At 57.8% G+C, this 19,660-nt stretch carries 20 protein-coding genes; 11 read left to right on the forward strand and 9 right to left on the reverse strand.

The annotated features are described in order from the left end of the window. The first annotated feature begins 40 nt into the window (after nucleotides 1-40). Together ACZ9W6_RS08915 and ACZ9W6_RS08920 are read left to right on the forward strand one after the other, a co-directional pair. Entirely contained in the window at nucleotides 41-772 is a 732-nt protein-coding gene (locus ACZ9W6_RS08915) for a pseudouridine synthase (protein ID WP_465190752.1), read from the forward strand. A gap of 23 nt (nucleotides 773-795) precedes the next feature. Next, nucleotides 796-1,782 carry a hypothetical protein gene (locus ACZ9W6_RS08920; protein ID WP_465190753.1) on the forward strand — a complete coding sequence of 329 codons (987 nt, stop codon included), beginning with the start codon at nucleotides 796-798 and terminating at the stop codon, nucleotides 1,780-1,782. On the opposite strand, the gene ACZ9W6_RS08925 is transcribed toward ACZ9W6_RS08920, so the two are convergent. Next, on the reverse strand, nucleotides 1,774-2,955 hold the full coding sequence (locus ACZ9W6_RS08925) for an alkaline phosphatase family protein (protein WP_465190754.1): 1,182 nt from the start codon (nucleotides 2,953-2,955) through the stop codon (nucleotides 1,774-1,776). The genes ACZ9W6_RS08920 and ACZ9W6_RS08925 overlap by 9 nt on opposite strands. Before the next feature lie 73 nt (nucleotides 2,956-3,028). On the opposite strand from ACZ9W6_RS08925, the gene ACZ9W6_RS08930 reads away from it, so the two are divergent. Continuing rightward, complete coding sequence (locus tag ACZ9W6_RS08930) at nucleotides 3,029-3,382, forward strand: YkgJ family cysteine cluster protein (RefSeq protein WP_465190755.1); 354 nt, start codon at nucleotides 3,029-3,031, stop codon at nucleotides 3,380-3,382. 8 nt (nucleotides 3,383-3,390) lie between these two features. Here the strand turns inward: ACZ9W6_RS08930 and ACZ9W6_RS08935 are convergent, their stop codons facing one another. Next, nucleotides 3,391-4,368, reverse strand: coding sequence for a site-specific integrase (locus ACZ9W6_RS08935; RefSeq protein ID WP_465190756.1), 978 nt, complete (start codon nucleotides 4,366-4,368; stop codon nucleotides 3,391-3,393). A gap of 169 nt (nucleotides 4,369-4,537) precedes the next feature. Here ACZ9W6_RS08935 and ACZ9W6_RS08940 point away from each other — a divergent pair, with 169 nt between their 5' ends. Further along, nucleotides 4,538-5,536, forward strand: a complete 999-nt coding sequence (locus tag ACZ9W6_RS08940; RefSeq protein ID WP_465190973.1) for a DNA-binding protein — start codon at nucleotides 4,538-4,540, stop codon at nucleotides 5,534-5,536. Here the strand turns inward: ACZ9W6_RS08940 and ACZ9W6_RS08945 are convergent. From ACZ9W6_RS08945 to ACZ9W6_RS08960, 4 genes are all read right to left on the reverse strand, one after another. Further along, on the reverse strand, nucleotides 5,451-6,521 hold the full coding sequence (locus ACZ9W6_RS08945; RefSeq protein WP_465190757.1) for a DUF1513 domain-containing protein: 1,071 nt from the start codon (nucleotides 6,519-6,521) through the stop codon (nucleotides 5,451-5,453). The two genes, ACZ9W6_RS08940 and ACZ9W6_RS08945, sit on opposite strands and share 86 nt — an antisense overlap. 1 nt (nucleotide 6,522) lies before the next feature. Next, nucleotides 6,523-7,515 carry an imelysin family protein gene (locus tag ACZ9W6_RS08950; protein ID WP_465190758.1) on the reverse strand — a complete coding sequence of 331 codons (993 nt, stop codon included), beginning with the start codon at nucleotides 7,513-7,515 and terminating at the stop codon, nucleotides 6,523-6,525. A gap of 42 nt (nucleotides 7,516-7,557) precedes the next feature. After that, nucleotides 7,558-8,964 carry a di-heme oxidoreductase family protein gene (locus tag ACZ9W6_RS08955; RefSeq protein WP_465190759.1) on the reverse strand — a complete coding sequence of 469 codons (1,407 nt, stop codon included), beginning with the start codon at nucleotides 8,962-8,964 and terminating at the stop codon, nucleotides 7,558-7,560. Nucleotides 8,965-9,071: 107 nt separating this feature from the next. Continuing rightward, nucleotides 9,072-10,223 carry an imelysin family protein gene (locus tag ACZ9W6_RS08960; protein ID WP_465190760.1) on the reverse strand — a complete coding sequence of 384 codons (1,152 nt, stop codon included), beginning with the start codon at nucleotides 10,221-10,223 and terminating at the stop codon, nucleotides 9,072-9,074. A gap of 188 nt (nucleotides 10,224-10,411) precedes the next feature. On the opposite strand from ACZ9W6_RS08960, the gene ACZ9W6_RS08965 reads away from it, so the two are divergent. Then, nucleotides 10,412-10,768: a hypothetical protein gene (locus ACZ9W6_RS08965; RefSeq protein WP_465190761.1), complete on the forward strand. Its 357-nt coding sequence runs from the start codon at nucleotides 10,412-10,414 to the stop codon at nucleotides 10,766-10,768. On the opposite strand, the gene elbB is transcribed toward ACZ9W6_RS08965, so the two are convergent. From elbB to ACZ9W6_RS08980, 3 genes are read right to left on the reverse strand one after another with little or no spacing between them, the layout of a single operon-like run. Next, nucleotides 10,765-11,439 (reverse strand): isoprenoid biosynthesis glyoxalase ElbB, encoded by a 675-nt coding sequence (elbB, locus tag ACZ9W6_RS08970; protein WP_465190763.1) that lies wholly within the window; start codon nucleotides 11,437-11,439, stop codon nucleotides 10,765-10,767. The genes ACZ9W6_RS08965 and elbB overlap by 4 nt on opposite strands. 25 nt (nucleotides 11,440-11,464) lie before the next feature. Then, the gene (locus ACZ9W6_RS08975) at nucleotides 11,465-12,607 is read right to left on the reverse strand and encodes a GGDEF domain-containing protein (RefSeq protein WP_465190764.1); all 1,143 of its coding nucleotides are present in this window, start codon (nucleotides 12,605-12,607) and stop codon (nucleotides 11,465-11,467) included. Nucleotides 12,608-12,646: 39 nt separating this feature from the next. Beyond that, nucleotides 12,647-13,000: a hypothetical protein gene (locus ACZ9W6_RS08980; protein WP_465190765.1), complete on the reverse strand. Its 354-nt coding sequence runs from the start codon at nucleotides 12,998-13,000 to the stop codon at nucleotides 12,647-12,649. 148 nt (nucleotides 13,001-13,148) lie between these two features. Here ACZ9W6_RS08980 and ACZ9W6_RS08985 point away from each other — a divergent pair, with 148 nt between their 5' ends. From ACZ9W6_RS08985 to serC, 6 genes are all read left to right on the forward strand, one after another. Beyond that, nucleotides 13,149-13,964 (forward strand): transporter substrate-binding domain-containing protein, encoded by an 816-nt coding sequence (locus ACZ9W6_RS08985; RefSeq protein ID WP_465190766.1) that lies wholly within the window; start codon nucleotides 13,149-13,151, stop codon nucleotides 13,962-13,964. Nucleotides 13,965-14,027: 63 nt separating this feature from the next. After that, nucleotides 14,028-14,771: an amino acid ABC transporter permease gene (locus tag ACZ9W6_RS08990; protein WP_465190767.1), complete on the forward strand. Its 744-nt coding sequence runs from the start codon at nucleotides 14,028-14,030 to the stop codon at nucleotides 14,769-14,771. 109 nt (nucleotides 14,772-14,880) lie between these two features. After that, nucleotides 14,881-17,532: a DNA gyrase subunit A gene (gene gyrA / locus ACZ9W6_RS08995; protein WP_465190768.1), complete on the forward strand. Its 2,652-nt coding sequence runs from the start codon at nucleotides 14,881-14,883 to the stop codon at nucleotides 17,530-17,532. Then, entirely contained in the window at nucleotides 17,529-17,999 is a 471-nt protein-coding gene (locus ACZ9W6_RS09000) for a PaaI family thioesterase (protein ID WP_465190769.1), read from the forward strand. Before gyrA ends, ACZ9W6_RS09000 begins: the two co-directional genes overlap by 4 nt. After that, a complete protein-coding gene (locus ACZ9W6_RS09005) occupies nucleotides 17,996-18,439 on the forward strand; it encodes a PaaI family thioesterase (protein WP_465190770.1) in 444 nt (147 codons plus the stop codon). Before ACZ9W6_RS09000 ends, ACZ9W6_RS09005 begins: the two co-directional genes overlap by 4 nt. 62 nt (nucleotides 18,440-18,501) lie before the next feature. Continuing rightward, nucleotides 18,502-19,587 (forward strand): 3-phosphoserine/phosphohydroxythreonine transaminase, encoded by a 1,086-nt coding sequence (gene serC / locus ACZ9W6_RS09010; protein WP_465190771.1) that lies wholly within the window; start codon nucleotides 18,502-18,504, stop codon nucleotides 19,585-19,587. The last annotated feature ends 73 nt before the right edge of the window (nucleotides 19,588-19,660 follow it).

Raw genomic sequence — 19,660 nt, forward strand, 5'->3', positions numbered from 1 at the left:
GCGGCTTTTTACGCTCTCACGGGCATCTCTGGAGTAAATTTTGGAACCAATTAGACTTTCCAAGCGCATGGCCGAACTGGGGCTGTGTTCGCGCCGTGAGGCTGACAGTTATATCGAACAGGGCTGGGTCAAGGTAAACGGTGTGGCGGCAGTGCTTGGCCAGAAGGTCACACCAGAAGATCAGATCCAGCTCGACAAGCGCATGAGCCAGGCTCAGGCGCAGCGCGTAACTATCCTGATTAACAAGCCCGTTGGCTATGTATCCGGCCAGGCGGAAGATGGTTATCAGCCCGCCGCCGCACTGGTGACCCCTGATCGCCAGTGGGATGGCGACAAGTCCGGCATCCGTTTTTCGCGCGATCATATGAAGGGCCTTGCGCCAGCCGGTCGCCTGGATATCGACTCGGTCGGTCTGCTGGTGCTGACTCAGGACGGTCGCGTTGCCAAGCAGCTGATTGGCGAAAACAGCGATGTCGAAAAAGAGTATCTGGTGCGTGTTGAGGGCGAGCTGGATGACAAGGGCCTGAAGCTGCTCAATCACGGCCTCTCGCTGGATGGCAAAGCCTTGCTGCCGGCCAAGGTGTGGTGGCAGAACGAAGACCAGCTGCGCTTTATCCTGAAGGAAGGCAAGAAGCGCCAGATTCGTCGCATGTGCGAAGCAGTTGGTCTGCGCGTTGTTGGCTTGAAGCGTATTCGCATCGGGACCGTGATGCTGGGTGACCTGCCAACCGGGCAGTGGCGCTATCTGGCAGCAGACGAGAAGTTTGCCTGACTTGCCGGCGGGAGGTGCAGACCATGTTCCTGGATAGATTATTCGGCCACAAAGGCCCGTGGAGCCGTCGTGACATCAGCACGGCGGTTGAAGGGTTGATTGCCGAGGTTGATCCCAAGGTCGGTCTGCTGCCGAACGCTAAAGAGCGGCTATACCGTGGTGTCCGCGAGACGCTTAACTACACTGCTGAAAAGGTGTCGGTATTGCCAAAGCCATTAGACTTGAGCCCGGCAGGTTTCAGTAGTGATCGTCGGGTTGGTCTTGTCTTTGCCACCCCGGAATCGTTAAGTGCCTTGCTGCTGCGCAGCGAAGCCTTGCATGAGTACTTTTCTCATCCTTCCAATCCGGATCGTGCTTATTTGCTGTTGGTTGGCCAGCCCAATCGACGCAGCAAGATGGGCAGCCAGCTATTGCCGGATGGCAGCATCCAGAATGATGTGCCGCTTGAGGTTGTCAGCTTCGAGCAGGCAAGGATCATGGCGGTTTATGACAGTCTGGCCAGTTTGCAACAATGGGCCGGCATGGAGGCCTATCGCGCAATGTGTCGGGATCTGGCGCGGCGCATGCAAAGTCAGGATGCCTATCGCAAGCGGCTGGAGGCCGAACAGCAACGTGTGCTGCTGCGCATAGCCGCACATGGTCAGCACACAGTTAATGCTGATGCGCTGCGCGAGCGACATGATGTTGCGGACGATCAGCTACCGCAGCGCCTGAATGAGCTGGACATCGAGCTGGCAGTCTGTGCCGGCCGACAAACCCTGACTGGCAAGCTGGATTGGCTATGGGAGACGGTGCGCAAGCCGGCGGATTATCTGCAGATTCATAGCGAAACGGTCTGGCTGGACCGCATGGGCGTGATTAGCCCGCATTCGCCAGATGCGACCAGGCTGGATATGGCCCTGGTCGAGCTGGGTGATACCGATGCACGAGAGCGGGTGGTGTTTCCGGCGGTGATTGACCGCCATGACTTGCCGGTATGGCGCGAGCGCTGGCCAGTCAGCTTAGCTTGATGCCGGCTCGTTTCGCCGGATCACAAACAGCGGAATTTCCATCTCGGCACGGCTAAGCCCGCCATGATTGCCGCGCAGTTTGGGGCGCGGCGCATCGCCAACCGTCTGCAAGATCGCCCAGTCATCTTTCGGCATCAGGATGTAGTCCCCCAGTCTCGCCGCCAATAGCTGATGGTGCGGTTGCGGCCCGAACCAACCCTCGTTCAGCACCTTGCTTGCTGGTACGCAATCGACAGCATGCCCTAAGGCCTGACTCACCCGCTGCGAGAAGATGGTCTTGAACTCCGGCTTGACATGGCAGAATGCCGCACGCGGCTCGCCACTTAATGGTTGCGCCAGCATGGCGGCGATTTCCGGGAAGTCGTTGATAAACAGAAAGCGCTCGGCCGGAATGTCCAGCTGGCCATGATCGGCGGTGATCAACAGTGTGCAATCGGTACCGAGTCTTGCGGCCAACTGTTTAACGTAACCATCAATCCGCTGCAGCAGCTTCGCGACCTTGGGATGCTGCGTGCCCAAGTCATGCATTGCCGAGTCCAGATCGGGAATGTAGGCGTAGACATACTTGCACTCGCCATCGGTCGACAATTTCTGCAGGTTTTCAAACAGCTCATCGTAATTCTGCCAAGGCAGGTGCGTGGCTTCGCCGCCGTGGTGCTGACTGTAGGGCGAGCCGGCAATGCGTGCAGGCTGCATGACGTACTGCGCACGCCGACCATTGCGCAGTGCCGATGGCTTGCTATACAGTGCAGCCGCCATTTCTTCGCTAGTCATATCGGCGTCGGTTGGCCAGTGCAGAGAGAGCGGCAACGGGGTAGCAATGGCGGCCAACTCTGGTGACCATAAATGCCAGGACAGCAAACTGTGTTGGCTGGGTGGAAGTCCGGTCATCAGCGTGGTGATCGCTGCCGTTGTCGTGCTGGGAAAAACGCTACGCAGACTGATTTTGTCCTGACGGCTCAGCCAGCCCTGCGGGCACAGGCTCTGAATCTGCGCCTCACCCATGCCATCAATCAGCAACAGGATGATGGCCTGACTGTCTTCAAGCCCATCCAGCAAGGGGTGCTGCAAGGACTGGCAGGCCTCGGTCTGGTGCAGTCTTGCTGCCAGATTGGCAAGGCTGGACTGATAGTCGGGAGGCAGTGTGGAAAGTAGCTGTGCAGGCGTGGTCATGGCTCGGGCTTTATAAAGGCTTTGTGTATAGTGTCTGCTTTATTGCTTGATAGCAAATCTGGATAGAAATCGAATGAATACGCTCTCAAGAGTCAGCTGTACCGAGTGTGGCGCCTGTTGTGCGGCCTTTCGCGTGTCATTTCATCGCAGCGAGTTGGCCGCAGAAAATGGTGCGGGCGTGCCGCCCGACTACGCGGTGCACGAGATTCGCAACACCATGCGAATGAAGGGCACTGATGACAGCCCGCCGCGTTGCATCGCCTTGCGTGGCGAGGTGGGTGTGGCGGTGTCCTGCAGCATTTATCAGGACAGGCCGTCGCCGTGTCGCGAATTTGGTGCCTTGGCCGAGGTCAGCATTTACGAGCGTGCCTGTAATCGCGCACGTGCCATGCACGGTTTGCCACCGGTGCCGGTCGAGGACTGGTAAGCGCGTCATCACTCCTGATGGAGTGCCTGATTGAAGCGCGCCTGCTGAAAGCCGTTTTCCTCTTCAAGATAACGCATGGCCGATTTCAGATCGCGCCAGCCGACGTATTCCATCAGATTGCGTGCATCCCAACCGTTGCTGCTGGCCCAGTTGGCAAAACCGCGTCGCAGCGAGTGGCTGCTGAGTTCACTGGCGCCAGCCAGGCCCGCCTCGGCAAAACGCTTGTGCAAGAGCTTGGGCAGGCTGTTGATATGCATGCCCTCTGACCCGAGCTGTCCCCAGCGATTGATGCTGCGAAATAGCGGGCCATTTTGGATGCCCGATTTCTCAAGCCACGCCTTGCAAGCCTGCACCGGGCACAACCTTGCCAGGGCGGGCGTTCTGTAACTGCGGCCAAGGTTTTGCCGGTCGCCTTTGCTGGCAGGCAAAAAACAGACCATGCCCTGATTGTCATGAAAATCAAGGTGTTGTGCTTCCAGTCGCAACAGCTCATCCCCGCGAAACCCCCGCCAGAACCCCAGCAAGATCAAGGCTCGATCGCGACAAGCGCGTAGTTCGCTGGGCTGATCGCCGGCCTGAGTTTCTATCCCCGTCTGATTCGCCAGAAACGCATCCAGCTGTTCCAGCTCGGCCAGTTGCAGGGGCTTGGCTTGCTTTGCTTTGGCCGGATGTAGCCGTGCAATTCCTTTAAGCAGTTTTTTGACGGTTACATCGCGCGTCGGGTCGGCAAAGCCCTGGCTTTGATGCCACTGACTCAATGCGGCCAACCTCAGGCGCAAGGTGCTGTGGCTGTTGTCGGCAGCGCAGTCCGCCAGATAGCGGGCGATGCTCTGGCTGCTCGCTGGTAAGAATCCCCCCCAGACTTCCTCGTAATGCCGTATCGCCTGCTGATAGCTGCGCCGTGTGTTGTCGCGCGTGGCTGCTTGCAGGTAATCGTCAATTTTAAGGGGGGGATTTTGCAGTTTTGGGGGCTTTGCTGGCTTCATCAGCGTATTTTATACGATAAGGCGTGATAATTCGGGATTATCACGCCTTAAATTTTGATTTTTATGACTGTAATATTGATTAAAAATACATTTCATATCATAGTACGTAATACATACGTTATTTGAGTGGGTGTGCAGCGTGGCAAGAGTCGGGATCTACAAGTCGGATGTGCAAAATGCGCGCAATACTTTGTTGGCGCAGGGCAAACATCCGTCAATTGATGCAGTCAGAATGGCAATGGGCAATACCGGCTCAAAAACCACGATTCATCGCTATCTGCGAGAGCTGGAACAGGAGGAGGGCGCAGACGAAAGTGCACCAGTGCTGGATGAAGCCATCCTTTCGCTGGTGAAGCAGTTGGCCGCAACACTGCAGGCCAATGCCACAGCGCAGATCGATTCCATGCGTGAAGAGCTCGCCATGCAAAGCGAGCGGCAGCAGCAAGAGCTGGAAAGGGCGCAGCAGGAGTGCGACAGCCTGCAATTGGCGCTGGCAGCCGAGGCAGAAGCGCGGCAGCAACTGACGCAGCAATTCGAACAGCAACGCGAAAGCCTGCAGGCCGAACGCATCATGGTGGCGCAGCTCGAGCAGCAGCAGCTGGATATGCAGTTAAGGCTGGAGGAAAACGAGGCGCATCGGCAGTCGCTGGAGGACAAGCATCAGCATGCGCGCCTGGCGCTGGAGCACTACCGTGAATCGGTGCGCCAGCAGCGCGAGCAAGAGCTGCAAAAACACGATCAGCAAATGCAGCAGTGGCAGGCTGAGTTACGTCGCAGCCAGCTGGATCTTGCGCAAAAACAGCAGGAGCTGACTGCGCTGCACCAGGAGCTGGCAAGGCAGGGGGCACAGCATATGCAACTGCGACAGCAGCTACAGGAGCAGGCGCAGCATTATCAGGACAAAGAGCGACAGTACGAAACCCTGCGCGAACAGCACGCCGAACTCAAGTCCACCCTGGCGGCGATGCAGGCTGGCGAGCAGCAGCGGCAGTATCAGGAGCAGGCCTGGCAGGTGCTGAGTGGCCAGATGCTGGCGCTGCAAAAGCAGTTGGCCGCAAATCATGCGGCCAACACACCCGAGATCAGCCCTGAAGCAGGACCAGATGATTATCCCACTTCAGCGGGTAGCGACGACGACGCGGCAAATCCTCCCGCAGCGAGTCGCTGAACAGCCAGCGGATTTCGCCATCCTCGTTGCTGACGATGAAGTGCCGGCCATCCGGCGTCAGTGCAATGCCGGCTGGCTTGGCAATCTCATGCGCCGCGAGAAAACTGCCATCTCGCCGCCACGCCAACACGGCATCACCCTTGGTGGCGGTGCAGGCGAGGGTTTGCGGGCTGGCGGCGGCGCTGGCGGCATAGCCGTTGCAAGCCTCGGCGAGTGCGGCATCGGGTATATCCAGTGTTTGCAAGCTGCCTGCCTGCCAACGCGCCAGCACCGGTGCGGCACCACGGCCTTCAAACTGCAAGGCAATGGCGTAGCAGTCATCGGCAGCATGCGCCAGATGGCGGATAGACAGGCGTTTGTCCGCCAGCTGCCAGCTGGCGCGACTGCCACTACCATCCAGCGCCACCACGTCCAGCGAAGGTTGCATCTCGCGCAGATTCAGCTTGATACGACCGCTCTCGGGCAGGGTCAGGATGCCGCCATTGGCCACCAGCAGGGTCTTGGCGTCCAGCACCAGCAACTCGTGCGGGCCGATGCCGCCGCTGGAAAATTCGGCCAGCGGTTCCAGCGTTTGCGGATGGCGCAGGGTAATCAGGCCCGAGCCACTGTCGATATCGTTATCGGTAGTGGCCAGTCGGCCATCGGGCAGGAATACGCCATGACCGAAGCCGTGGCGATTGTCGGCATAGTCATAGCGTGCCAGCAGCTCGGCCTTGCGCCAGTTGATGCGGGCGATGTAGCTGCCGGGGCGACGCGCAAACACCAGACATTCATCTGACTTGCCGGGCACACGGCAGATGTGATGACCACGCTCGGGCAAGCTGACGTTGGCCGCAACACCGGCCAGGCCGAAACGGTGCTCATTGCGGCCAACATCATAGGCCGCCAGCACATGCAGTTGTTGCTGCGACTGGGCGGCTTGCGCAGCAAGGGGCAGGGCGGCGAGGCTGATGCCCAGCCCCTGCAGGAATTGTCGCCTGTTCACCTCAGTCCCCATCCGACTCGTTAAAGCTCAGTGTCAGATCGAGTGTCGTGGCAACCTCGCCCTCAAGCAGATCCAGCAGTGCTTGCAGCGCAACAATGGCTGTCTTCTCGCGACCCTTGGCCTCGGCCAGCTGCGCCGGCAGGGCTTGCAGGCCCTTGTCTACCGCCAGCACCTGGCGCGCGAGTTTGTCAGCCAGCTTGGGCTGTTTGCTTTGCAGCAAGCTGACAATCCCTGCGCCATTCTTGCCACCCAGCATCAGCGCCTGGATCTGGCTGAGCTGCGCCCGCATCAGCTCGCGCCCAAGGGCACTGCGATAGCCGGTCAGGTTGTCGGGCTTGCTGCCATCAAGCTTGCTCAGCTCCTTGAGCAGCTCATTGCTGCCCGCCAGTGACAGGTTGTACAGCTCTTCCAGTGCGAGCGGTGCTTCGGGCAGTTGTGCACTGGCTTTGCCTTGTTGCACATCGGCGGCAATCGCCTGCCAGCTGCCTGCCAGCTCGCGGCTCTGGCTTGCCACCTCATCAGTCAGCTGCTGCAGCCATTGGCAACGCGGGCCGGACTGCAGTGCAGGTGCGCTGTACAGCAGGTATTCGATGGCAGCCAGCCCCTTGGCCGCCGCGCCGATTTCCTCGTATTTCTTTTCGCCACTGGCACTCTGCGTGATGGCATCTTCCAGCAGGGTTGGCCGCACCGGGTGGAAGGCAATCACCCGCGAAATGCGCATGCTGGCACCCGGCCCCCAGTTCAATGCGGCCAACTGCTTCCAGGCCAGATAGCTTTGCTGCCAATCCTGGCGCAGTGCGGCGAAGTCGCTGGCTTGCGTGCAAGCAGTGCGCGCATTGGCGGCCAAGCGGGCAGAACTCACCGCCAATTGTTCTGCGCGAGGTTGAAAAATGCCGCTCACAGAGTAGCTCAGCAGCTTGTCGGCGGTCGATGCCAAGGCATGGCTGCTCAAGCCGGCCAGCAGCAGGGCGAGGAAAAGGGGTTTGCTCTTCATATTGTTTTCCATTGACAGCGAGGCTTTACAGGGCGGCCGTGTTTACAGCGATTCGAGGAAGCGCAGCAGGGCAGCGCGATCACGCTTGTCCAGCGCGGTGTAACGCTGGCGCGCGGCCTCGGCTTCGCCGCCGTGCCACAGGATGGCTTCCTGCAGATTGCGGGCGCGGCCATCATGCAGATAACGACTATGGCCATTTACGTCCTGAAACAGGCCGATGCCCCACAGCGGTGGCGTCTTCCATTCCTGACCATTGGCGCGGCTATCCGGACGATTGTCGGCAAGGCCCGGGCCCATATCGTGCAGCAGCAAGTCGGTGTAAGGGCTGATTTTCTGCTTGCTGACTTCTGGCAGGCCGGCAAGTTTGCTGGTGGTATAGCTTGGTGTATGGCAGCTCGCACACTGGATCTGGCTGAACAATAGCTTGCCGCGACGGACCCCTGTCGTATCGGCATCACGCTGCGCCGGCACGGCAAGGGTGCGGCTGTAGAAAATCACCGCGGCCATTTTCTTGTCGTCGATCTCGGGCTTGCCGCCATCCTTGGCCGTCAGACAATCGCGCTGGCTTGGCATGCATTCTTCCTTGGGGAAGTGGCGCGAAGTGATGCCGATGTCGCCATTGAATGCACCGGCCGACTGGTGGGCGATGGTTGGCGAGTTGGCTTTCCAGCCAAAGCGGCCAAGCATGGTCTTGCCGCTGGGGGCATCGACCACATAGTTGGGGCGGCCGCTGATGCCGGCATTTTCGCGCGCTTGGCGCGCTGCATTGGCCAGAATGTCGCGCTCGGCAATGGCCTCCAGCAAGCCCAGACCGATCATGTGCGGTGCAATGCGTGGCGATACCATGACTTGCGCATGCATCGGGCCATAGCCCAGCTCTGTGAACTGGTATTGCGGCTGCTGCAGTTCATAACTTTCGCCATCAGCAAATTGCCCTTTGACGGGCAGGTAGCTGATCGCCACCTTGCCCTCGGCCTTCACGCCGGGGATGGCATCGTTATTGAACTGGCCGCCGTAGTTTGGCTCGGGCATTGGCCCGTTTTTGCCCGGAATGGACAGGCGAAACAGCAAGGCCATCGGCTGCTCTTGCTGGATGCCGTTTTCAAACAGCGGCGGTGCGCCACGACCATCCAGTGCATGGCAGGCACCGCAAGAGCGGGCAATGAAGTGCGGCCCTAGGCCATCACGCAAGGTAGTGGAGGCGGGCGCTTCTACCCAGGCTTTCTTGAAGAAGGAGTTGCCGATAAAGAACTGCGTCTGGCGCTCATTGGCCATATTGGCAAACGGCAAAGAGAAGGCATTACGGCCGGTTTCGTACACCGTGGTCTGGCCGCCCAGTTTCTCATCCCCATCCTGGTATGGGGCAAGTTCAGCTTTGCCAAAGCCTGACAGCCCGGCAATGACGGCAAATGCAAGGCCAGTGCTGGCAACGACATAGGTTTTTTTCATCTTCTTCGCATCGATTCGTGTTGCGGCCAACCTTGGCGCAACAGGTGAATGGAAAAACCCGCCGGGCAAAACCCGGCGGGGCGGTGGGTGGTGGTTTACCGCAATGATCAGTCAGGCAAGCTGACGTTAAGCTTCTTGATACCCAGTACTTTGGCGGCCTCTACCAGCCCGCCCGCCTGCTTGCGCAGTGCAGCGATGGTGGCCTGCACACGCTGACGGCCGTCCTTGGTGACGATTTCCTGGTCAAACGGTGCCCGAATGCCTTCGGCCTTGCCCATGGTGGCATTCATGTCGGCGCTGACCTTGTCAGCCAGCTTGGCATTTTTCTGCGCGACCAGTGCGTACAGGCTGGCACCCTTGACCACGCTGCCATCCACGCGCTTGTACTCGCCCAGCCAGACGTTACGAATGCCTTGTGCATTGGTTACGATATCGCGGTGAGTGTTGTCGGAGAAGCAGCTGTGCTCGTCTTCCTGGTTGCGGCTATCTAGGGCGACTTCCATCCGTTCGCCAGCCAGTTCAGCGCGCGACAACACGCCCATACCGACCATAATCTGGCGAATGGCATCCGGACGCTTTTCAAACTTGGCGCGGTAATTGTTGCTGGCCGGCTTCCAGGCTTCCGCCAGATAACGCAGATCATCCACCAGCAGGTCAGTGGCGACATTCAGGTATTCGCGGCGACGATCGGCATTCTCAGCCTTGCCGTCAACAAAGTCGGTATAGGCGCGATTGCCGGCACCCTTGGTGTCGAAGTCCTGACCCCACAGCAAGAACTCGATGGCGTGATAGCCGGTGGAGATGTTTTCCTCACCACCACGCTCGTTCAGCGAGGTCAGCAGCTTCTTGTTGATGGTCTTTTTGCGGTCATTGATGATGCCGGAGGCCGCTTTGCCTTTGACCGTGTCGATATAGGCCTCATCCAGCGGCCAGGCATTGATCTGACCTTCCGGGCCTTTGGCATCGTCAATCGGACCGCCGTAGAAACGGAAGGTCTCGGTCTGGCCATAGGGCTCGCGTGCGGCCAACCATGCTTGGCGGGCTGCCTGCAGGTTTGCTTCGGATGGCGCGGCGGTGAAAGTCTTGATGGCCTGTTGCAGCTTGATGGCAGTATTCAGCGCATCTTCATAGTTGGCATGCACGATGGTGGCGTACTGCTTGACCACGTCTTGCGAGTTGATGTCCTGGTTTGCGTGCGCAGCAGAAGAGGCAAGCAGCAAGGTGCCTACGGCAACGGCGAGTAGCTTCTTGTATGTCATTGTTTATCTCGGATTGCATGGTTGATTTCGCAATGCATGATAATCAATCTCAATAAAAGAGTAAACAATAACGAGAATTCATCTTGTTATTGAGGTTTGTAGATCGATTGCGGGTAATTGTGGCTTGCCGATATCGGCCATGGCGGCTTCGTGCTATCCTTGCGCCCCTTTTGTACAGCATCACGGCAATGCGAGACCCTTGCGATCACTACACAATCGATCTGATTGGCGGCAACCGCGTCAAACCCGGGCGTAAACCCCTGGGTGAGCGTGCGATGACGGCTGCCGAGCGCAAGCGTCGTAGTCGCGAGTTAAGACGCAACCGGCTGCAAGAGCTGTCGGTGACTGTGGAGCTGACGCGCGATGCACAAAAGGCGCTCGACAAGATGATCGAATGGTGGGGAGTCAGCAAGAAAGAGGCGATCAACCGTGCCATGTTGATCGCCTGTGAGCAGCAGACCGGTCGTACCGGTCAGCTGTTTGATCTTGATCCGCAACTGCTGTCCATGCTCGCAGACAGCAAAAGCAGCAAGCGCAAGCGTTAAAGCAGCGTCTGCAAGCCAGCTACCGCAGCCTGGCAGCTTGCGTAAATGCCGGCCGGAGTGGCTGCACCATACATAAAGGCCGGCGCCGTAACAAAGCGATTGCCTGCATCAACACAGGCCTCGTCAATCCGCTTCTCCTCGTGAATCTGCCCCCAGGCACGAATGGCATCCGCCAGTGACTTGCCTTCCTCTTCACTGCCAACCGTCAGGCGCGCCTCCTTGATGCCGGCCTCTTTTGCCAGCAAGGCCAGCACCACCGGGGCGGCACACAGCGCTAACACCGGTTTTTGCTTCCGGATGAAAGCCAAACCGGCTGCCTTGATATCATCCTCAAGTACCGCTTGCTCTCCGGCGAAAGCAAAGTTGCACAGGTTTTTTGCTGCGCCGAAGCCACCTGGTAACAGCAGCGCTTCGTAATCTTCTGCGGCCAACGTTGACAAGGGCAGGACATTGCTTCTGGCGATGCGGGCGGATTCTTGCAAGATGTTGCGTTTGACCGCCTCGACCTCGCCATTCAGATGATTGACGACATGCGCCTGCGGGCGATCGGGCGCAAAGCACTGCCATGTGAAACCTGCCTGCGACAGAGCAATCAGCAAGGCTGTACTTTCGGTTATCTCGCTTCCATCAAATACGCCGCAGCCAGACAGCACAACTGCCACTTTCTTCATGATGATCTCCAGGTCGGATGAGGGTTCAGCATTCGCTCAGCAAGCGAATGGCTTCTTTGTCCGCATGACAAATCTGTCCGCGCCCCTTGTGCTGCGCCTCTTGCAGGGCAAGCTCTGCCTCAAGCAACAGCTCGTCGACCGTGTTGCGCGGAGATGCCGCGTAGTCGTAATCGGTAATGCCGATGCTGAGGCTGATCTTGCCAAGAGAGGGGTGGGTAATGCTCTGCAGCCTGGGGAGTAGCTGTTCAAGGGTGGCCGCAGGCAGCAGAACGGCGAAGTATTCGTCATGCTTGCCATAGCATTCGGTCATCGGATGCAATAGCTGGCGCAGCTGGCTGCTGATGTCGCTCAGCATCTTGTCCTGCCACTCTTTGCTCGAAACACCACGAATCTTGCTCAGATCATCAATGCTGAGCAGCAGCATGGTCTGGTTGCCCGGCTTGGCCAGCAGGCTGATAGCGCGCGCGGCAAAGGCACGCATATTGGGCAAACCGCTGGCCACATCCTGCTCGCGCATGTCATTCAGGCGCATTTCCAGTCGCTCGAAACAAAGATAGATGAATAACATCACCTTGGCGGTCTCCAGCGTTAGCGAGAGAAACATCGTATCTACATACTCGGGAGTAGCCTGAATGTTTGGCGCCTCACTACCAAACAGCAGATAGGTGCGATAGCTGTATTGCAGCACCAGCAGCACACTCAGCCAGGCAAGGAGCCTGGTACCTAGTGTGATGACCATGCCAGTTCGCAGGATGGTATGAAGTACCAGCAGGTTGAAGCCAAGCACGGCAATCACGAAGACCATCACGCGCTGGTTGATAACTGCATCATCCAAGCCTGGCGTGGCAATTAATACAGTTGGTATGGCAGCCAGAATCAATCCGGTACGCCATGGCACGCGATGACTCTTTAGCGCAAGCAGGCCCAGCCACGACAGTGACATTGCTGCAAACAGGGCGCCATTGCCGGCAATAATCGAAAGTGCAAGCGGCATTTGAGCCCGGGCAGCAATCAGGAACTGGCCAAGACAGGCCAGCAAGGTGCCTGCGCCCCAGATCCATAACGACGGCTCGTGTCGATAGCGCCAGCCAAGGGTGCAAAGGACGGTGCCAAGCAGAATGAAGTTGGAGACGTGAGTGATGCTGAGAGTGGTGAGGTCGAGGTGCATTGGCGTTAACGATACTTTGAGGGGGCATCCCCGGGTGGATCATTTTTTTCTGTGTTTGGATTGGCGCGACTTGCTTTTGCTGCGACTGGTTTTTACTACCTTGTCTTTGCCCGCTCTGGCCTTGCCAAGCGCTTTTTCGCCCCGAGTCGTGGCTGCCTTGCCGGCTTTGGATTTTCTGGAGGGCTTGCCTGCATCAGTCTTTTTCCGCGGCGCGCGACTGACCTCGACCGGTTTCTCTACGTTGGCTTTATTGCTGCTTGCCTGCGTTTGTACTGCGGGCGCGGGCGTTGCGCGATGCTGAAAGTCACCAGGTAAAGGCTTGTCCTCGGCGAGAGCGAAGTTTGAGCATAGTAGTGCAGTCAATCCGATTGCGATGTATTTTTTCATTGCCATGCTGTGTCTGTATTGATGAATGCCGTAATCATTTTGAAGCAAAATGTATTTCTGCGTCTGGCAATGACCATTAAATCGAGTTATATAATCGCCATGACCGCTCGCAAAACGAGTGGCAAGAATAAGCTGATTCTACGGAGAACACGAGATGAGACAAGCAAGAAGAACGGTTCTGGCAGGCATGGCGCTAAGCGTATTTGCATTGGCGGGTTGCGGCCAGAAGGCCGAAGCCCCAGCGACAGGAAGCAGCAGCGCACCAGCGGTGGCAGAAAACAGCATGCCTGAATATGTGGTTGGCTCTGATGCCAGCTATGCACCGTTCGAATTCCAGAACGACAAAAACGAGATCGCCGGCTTTACCGTGGACGTGCTGAATGCCGTGGCGGCCAAGGGTGGCTTCAAGGCGAAATTCGTCAATACCCCATGGGAAGGTATCTTTGCCAGCCTGGGGCAGGGCGATCGAGACATTCTGGCATCGTCCATTACGATTACCGACGAGCGCAAGGCCAGCATGGACTTTTCCGAGCCATATTTCGAAGCGCGCCAGCTGATTGCCGTTGCCAAGGGCGTAACTGACGTCAAGACCTTTCAGGATCTGAAAAACAAGAAAGTTGCGGTTCAGACCGGCACGACCGGCGACGAGGTGGTGCAAAAACTGCTGGGCAAGACCAATCCGAATATCAAACGTTTCGAAAACATGCCTTTGGCACTGAAAGAGCTTGAAACTGGCGGGGTTGATGCGGCCGTGGGTGACAACGGTGTAGTCATCAACTATGTAAAAAACAATCCTCAGCACGGTATCAGCACCGTTGAAGATCTGCAGAGCTTCGCACCAGAGTTCTATGGCTTTGCCGTCAACAAGGGCAATGCCGAGGTGCTGGCCAAGATTAATGCCGGTCTGGCAGCAATCAAGGCTGACGGCACCTATGATCAGATCTACAGCAAGCATTTCGGCAGCAAGTAATCAGAGACTGCATATCAAGCGGGCAGCCTTCATCGGCTGCCCGCTTTTTGCAGGGAGAGCATCATGGATTTTCGTTGGGGAATGATTGTCGACTATGCGCCTTTGTTTGTTGAAGGCGTGAAGATGACAGTGGGTATCACGTTGGTTGCCGTGGTGTTAGGTACGCTGATCGGCCTGTTCATGGGGATGGCGCGGCTCGCGGATGCCCGACACGGTGCGGCCAAGTATGTCGTGCGCTATCTGGTACGCTGGCCGGCGGCTGCCTATGTAGCTTTCTTTCGCGGTACGCCGCTGTTTGTGCAGATTTTGCTGGTGCACTTTGCTTTGATGCCTGTGTTGATCCATCCGGTTGATGGCGTACTGCTGTCGGGCGATGCGGCGCGGGAAATTCGCCAGAACTACGGTGCGTTCATTTCCGGCCTCGTTGCCCTGACGCTGAATGCGGGCGCCTATATTACCGAGATTTTCCGCGCCGGCATCCAGTCTATCGACAAAGGGCAGATGGAGGCCGCGCGCTCACTCGGTCTGAGCTATGGCCAGACGATGAAGTTCGTCATCGTCCCGCAGGCTTTCCGTCGCATGCTGCCACCACTGGGTAACGAGGCAATCATGCTGCTGAAAGACAGCTCTCTGGTTTCGGCGATCGGCCTTGCCGAGCTTGCCTTTGCCGCCCGTACCGTGGCGGGAGTTTACTCGCGCTACTGGGAGCCTTATCTGACGATCTCTTTCGTCTATCTTGGATTGACCATGCTGATGGCTTGGGGCATTTCCAGACTGGAGAAACGTCTGCACATAGGTGGTCGGTAAGACCGCAAAAAAGGCCGCTAACGCGGCCTTTTTTGCTTCTCGCCACGCACGAGCCAACAGACGTTTGTGTTAGAATGCTGAATAATTTTTGCCTTGATTACGGATTTTCATGACCGATCAGCTTTTTGCCAAGGAAACACTTCCGATTAGCCTGGAAGAGGAGATGCGCCGCTCATATCTCGATTATGCGATGAGCGTGATCGTTGGCCGCGCCCTGCCAGATGTTCGTGATGGTCTCAAGCCGGTACATCGTCGCGTGCTGTTTGCCATGCACGAGCTGTCGAACGACTGGAACCGTGCCTACAAGAAGTCTGCCCGTATCGTGGGTGACGTAATCGGTAAATATCACCCGCACGGTGATAGCGCCGTCTACGACACTATCGTACGTATGGCTCAGGATTTCTCGCTGCGTTACCCCTTGGTCGATGGCCAGGGTAACTTTGGCTCCATCGACGGCGATAACGCCGCGGCGATGCGATACACCGAAATTCGCATGGCGCGCATCGCGCACGAGCTGATGGCCGATATCGACAAGGAAACTGTCGATTTCGGGCCTAACTATGACGGCTCGGAAAAAGAGCCGCTGATCATGCCGGCCCGCATTCCGAACTTGCTGATCAACGGCGCTGCCGGTATCGCAGTTGGCATGGCGACCAACATCCCGCCGCACAATATCAATGAAGTGATTGATGGCTGCCTGGCTCTGCTCGCCAATGGCGAGATGACCATCGACGAGCTGATCGAAATCATTCCGGCACCAGACTTCCCGACCGCCGGCATTATCTATGGCACTGCCGGCATCCGCGAGGCTTATCGCACCGGCCGCGGTCGTGCCATCATGCGTGCGCGCGTACATTTTGAAGACATCGGCAAGGGCGATCGCCAGGCGATCATCGTTGATGAAATTCCGTATCAGGTAAACAAATCACGCCTGCTGGAGCGCATCAGCGAGCTGGTGCGCGAAAAACTGATCGAAGGCATTTCTGACCTGCGCGACGAGTCGGACAAGTCCGGCATGCGCGTGGTGATCGAGCTCAAACGTGGCGAAATGCCAGAAGTGGTGCTCAATCACCTGTACAAACTGACCCAGCTGCAGGACAGCTTCGGCATCAATATGGTAGCGCTGGTCGATGGCCAGCCGCGCTTGCTGAACCTCAAGCAGATCATCGAAGAATTCCTGCGCCATCGCCGCGAAGTAGTGACACGCCGTACCATTTTCGAATTGCGCAAGGCGCGCGAACGCGGTCATATCCTCGAAGGTTTGGCCGTTGCACTGTCGAATGTTGATGAAATCATCGCGCTGATCAAGGCATCCGAAGCACCGCCGCAAGCCAAAGCCGCATTGATGGCGCGCGCCTGGCGCTCGGAGCTGGTAACCGGCATGCTGTCGCGCGTCGACAAGGACAAGGCTCGCCCGGACAATATTGCGGCCAGCCTTGGTCTGCATGAGGAAGGTTACTTCCTGTCCGAGACTCAGGCTCAGGCCATTCTGGATCTGCGTCTGCAGCGCCTGACTGGCCTCGAGCAGGACAAGATTGTTGGCGAATACCGCGAAATCATGGATGTGATCATGGATCTGATCGACATCCTGGCCAAGCCGGAACGCATCAACCAGATCATCAATGACGAACTGAATGCCATCAAACTGCAATATGGTGACAAGCGTCGTTCCGAGATCGAGCCTTTCGGCGGCGATATCAATATTGAAGACCTGATCACTCCGCAAGAAATGGTAGTAACCGTAACGCATGGCGGTTACCTGAAAGCCCAGCCGGTTGACGATTACCAGTCACAACGTCGTGGCGGCCGCGGCAAGCAAGCCGCAGCCACCAAGGATGACGACTTCATCGACACGCTGTTCGTAGCCAACACCCATGACTACGTGCTGTGCTTCTCCAGCTTTGGTCGCTGCTACTGGATCAAGGTCTACGATATGCCGCAAGGCGGTCGCACCAGCCGTGGCAAGCCTATCGTCAACGTACTGCCACTGGCTGAAGGCGAGAAAATCAACGCCATGCTGCCAGTCAAGGCCTTTACTGGCCCGGAGACGGCCGAGCTTGACGAAGAGGAAATCAGCGACAAGGTCAAAGGTCCGTTCATCTTCATGTGTACCGCTAATGGCACGGTGAAGAAGACGCCACTCGAAGCCTTCAGCCGCCCACGCTCCGCCGGCATTATTGCCGTCAAACTGGATGATGGCGACAAGCTGGTAGGCGTGGCGCTGACTTCCGGCCACGACCAGATCATGCTGTTCTCCAACGCTGGCAAGGCAGTCCGTTTTGACGAAGCTAATGTACGCGCCATGGGCCGTACTGCCGGTGGCGTACGCGGCATGCTGCTGGCGGAAGGCCAGCAGGTGATCTCGCTGCTGGTGGCCAATAGCGACGAACAGCAAGTGCTGACTGCCAGCGATGGCGGCTATGGCAAGCGCACCCGCGTTGGCGAGTTCCGCCAGACCAGCCGCGGCACCCAGGGTGTGATTGCCATGGATCTGACCGACAAGACCGGCCTGGACCTGGTATCGGCCAGCCTGGTAGAGGACAGCGATGACGTCATGCTGATTACTACTGGCGGCGTGCTGATTCGCACCAAGGTTGACCAGATTCGCGAAACTGGCCGTTCGGCACAGGGCGTGCGCCTGATCAACCTGGACGAAGGCGAGAAGCTGATCTGCCTCGTCAAGGTTGCCGAAAGCGAAGCGATCGATACCGCCGAAGGCGAAGAGATTGCTGGTGACGCAGCAGAGGGCGCAAGCGAATGACGGCGGATGCGGCCAACCCTGAAGTGCTGAAGGCAATGGGCGAGCTGTTTGTCAGCTTGCCACATTGCCGCACACTGGGCTTCGAGTATCTGGGGACGGTTGGCCGCAAGCCGACGCTTAAGGTGGATTGGCACGAAGACCTGGTCGGCAATCCGGCCAGCGGCGTGATTCACGGCGGTGTCATTACTTCGCTGGTGGACACTACCAGTGCCGTGGCGGTGGCCGCCAATATGCAGGACTACGAAACTATCGCCACGCTGGACTTGCGCATCGACTATCTGAAGGCCGCCACGCCCGGCAAGGCGATTTTTTGCCGGGCAGAATGCTACCGCATGGCCAATCAGATCGCCTTTACCCGCGCCGTCTGCTATCACGATAGTCCGGATGACCCGATTGCCCACGGCGTGGCAACTTTCATGCGCGATTCCAACCCCAAGCCCATGCTGCCGACAGGAGGTGCCGGATGAGCGCCTTCATAGATACTTTCTTGCAGTTGCGCGATGAAAAGCGTTACGACGAAATCATTAATGCCGTGCCTTATGCGCGGCTGATGGGTGTCGAGTTTGGCGAGGACGAGCAGGGCGATCTGCTGTTCTCCCTGCCATTTCATCAGCGCAATGTCGGCAACACCACACTGCCCGCTTTGCACGGCGGGCTGATTGGCGGTTTTCTGGAAAACGCTGCATTGCTGCATCTGATGTGGAATCGCGAGTCGCGCGAAGCGCCAAAGATTGTCGACTTCTCGCTGGATTATCTTCGCTCGGGCCGCGCCCAGACGCTGTATGCCAGCTGCGAGATTACCAAGCAGGGCAAGCGGGTTGCCCATGTGCTAATCGAGGCTTGGCAGGAAGACCGGAGCAAGCCGGTCGCGGTTGCGCGTGCGCACTTCCTGTTAAGTACCAACTGATGACAAGCCACGCAATGACGTGGCTTTTTTTATCTTCATAATGACAAGGGATAGAGGTTCACATGGCTAAGGTGTACAACTTCTCGGCTGGCCCGGCGGTGTTGCCGCATGAAGTACTTGCAACGGCCCAGGCAGAAATGCTGGACTGGCATGGCTCTGGCATGTGCGTGATGGAAATGAGCCATCGCGGCAAAGAGTTCATGGAGATCATCCACGAAGCAGAGCAGGATCTGCGCACCCTGCTGGGTGTGCCTGCCGGCTACAAGGTGCTGTTCCTGCAGGGCGGTGCCTCCTTGCAGTTTGCCATGCTGCCCTTGAATCTGGCCGCCCCCGACCAGACCATCGATATCCTCGATAGCGGCCACTGGTCACGCATGGCCATCAAGGAAGCTCGCCATTACGCCAAGGTCAATGTCGTTGCCAGCAGTGCCGACAGTGGCTATGACCGCGTGCCGGCACCTACCAGCTGGCAATGTACGCCGGGCGCAGCCTACTTTCACTACACCTCGAACGAGACCATTGGTGGTGTGCAGTATCTCGACATCCCGGAGACAGGCGACGTACCGCTCATCTGCGACATGTCGTCCGACTTCCTGTCGCGCGAGATCGATGTATCGCGCTTTGGCGTGATCTTTGCCGGTGCGCAGAAGAATATCGGCCCGTCCGGCTTGACTGTTGTCATCATCCGTGAAGACCTGCTCGGCCGCGCCCAGGCTCAAACGCCGACCATGCTCGACTACCAGGTTCACGCTGATGCCGACTCCATGTACAACACGCCGGCAACATACCCGGTCTACATTGCCGGTCTGGTATTCAAATGGCTGAAAACCCAGGGCGGCATCAAGGGCATGCAGTCGCGCAATGAAGAAAAAGCCGGCCTGCTGTATCACATGATCGATAGCAGCAATGGCTTCTATTCATGTCATGTTCAGCCCGAGTTCCGCTCGCGAATGAACGTGGTCTTCCGCCTCAGAGATGAGTCACTAGAGGAGGCCTTCCTGTCCGAAGCCAAAAAGAATGGCCTGACTCAGCTCAAGGGGCATCGTTCGGTTGGCGGCATGCGTGCGTCCATCTACAACGCCATGCCTATCGAGGGCGTCAAGGCGCTGGTGCACTTCATGCAGGACTTCGCCCGCCAGCACGGCTAAGCGGCGCACTCTGCATGTAACAAGGCCCGCTTCGGCGGGCTTTGTTCTGTCTGCTGATCAGGCTGTTTCTCGA

The organism is Vogesella lacus, from assembly GCF_979366295.1.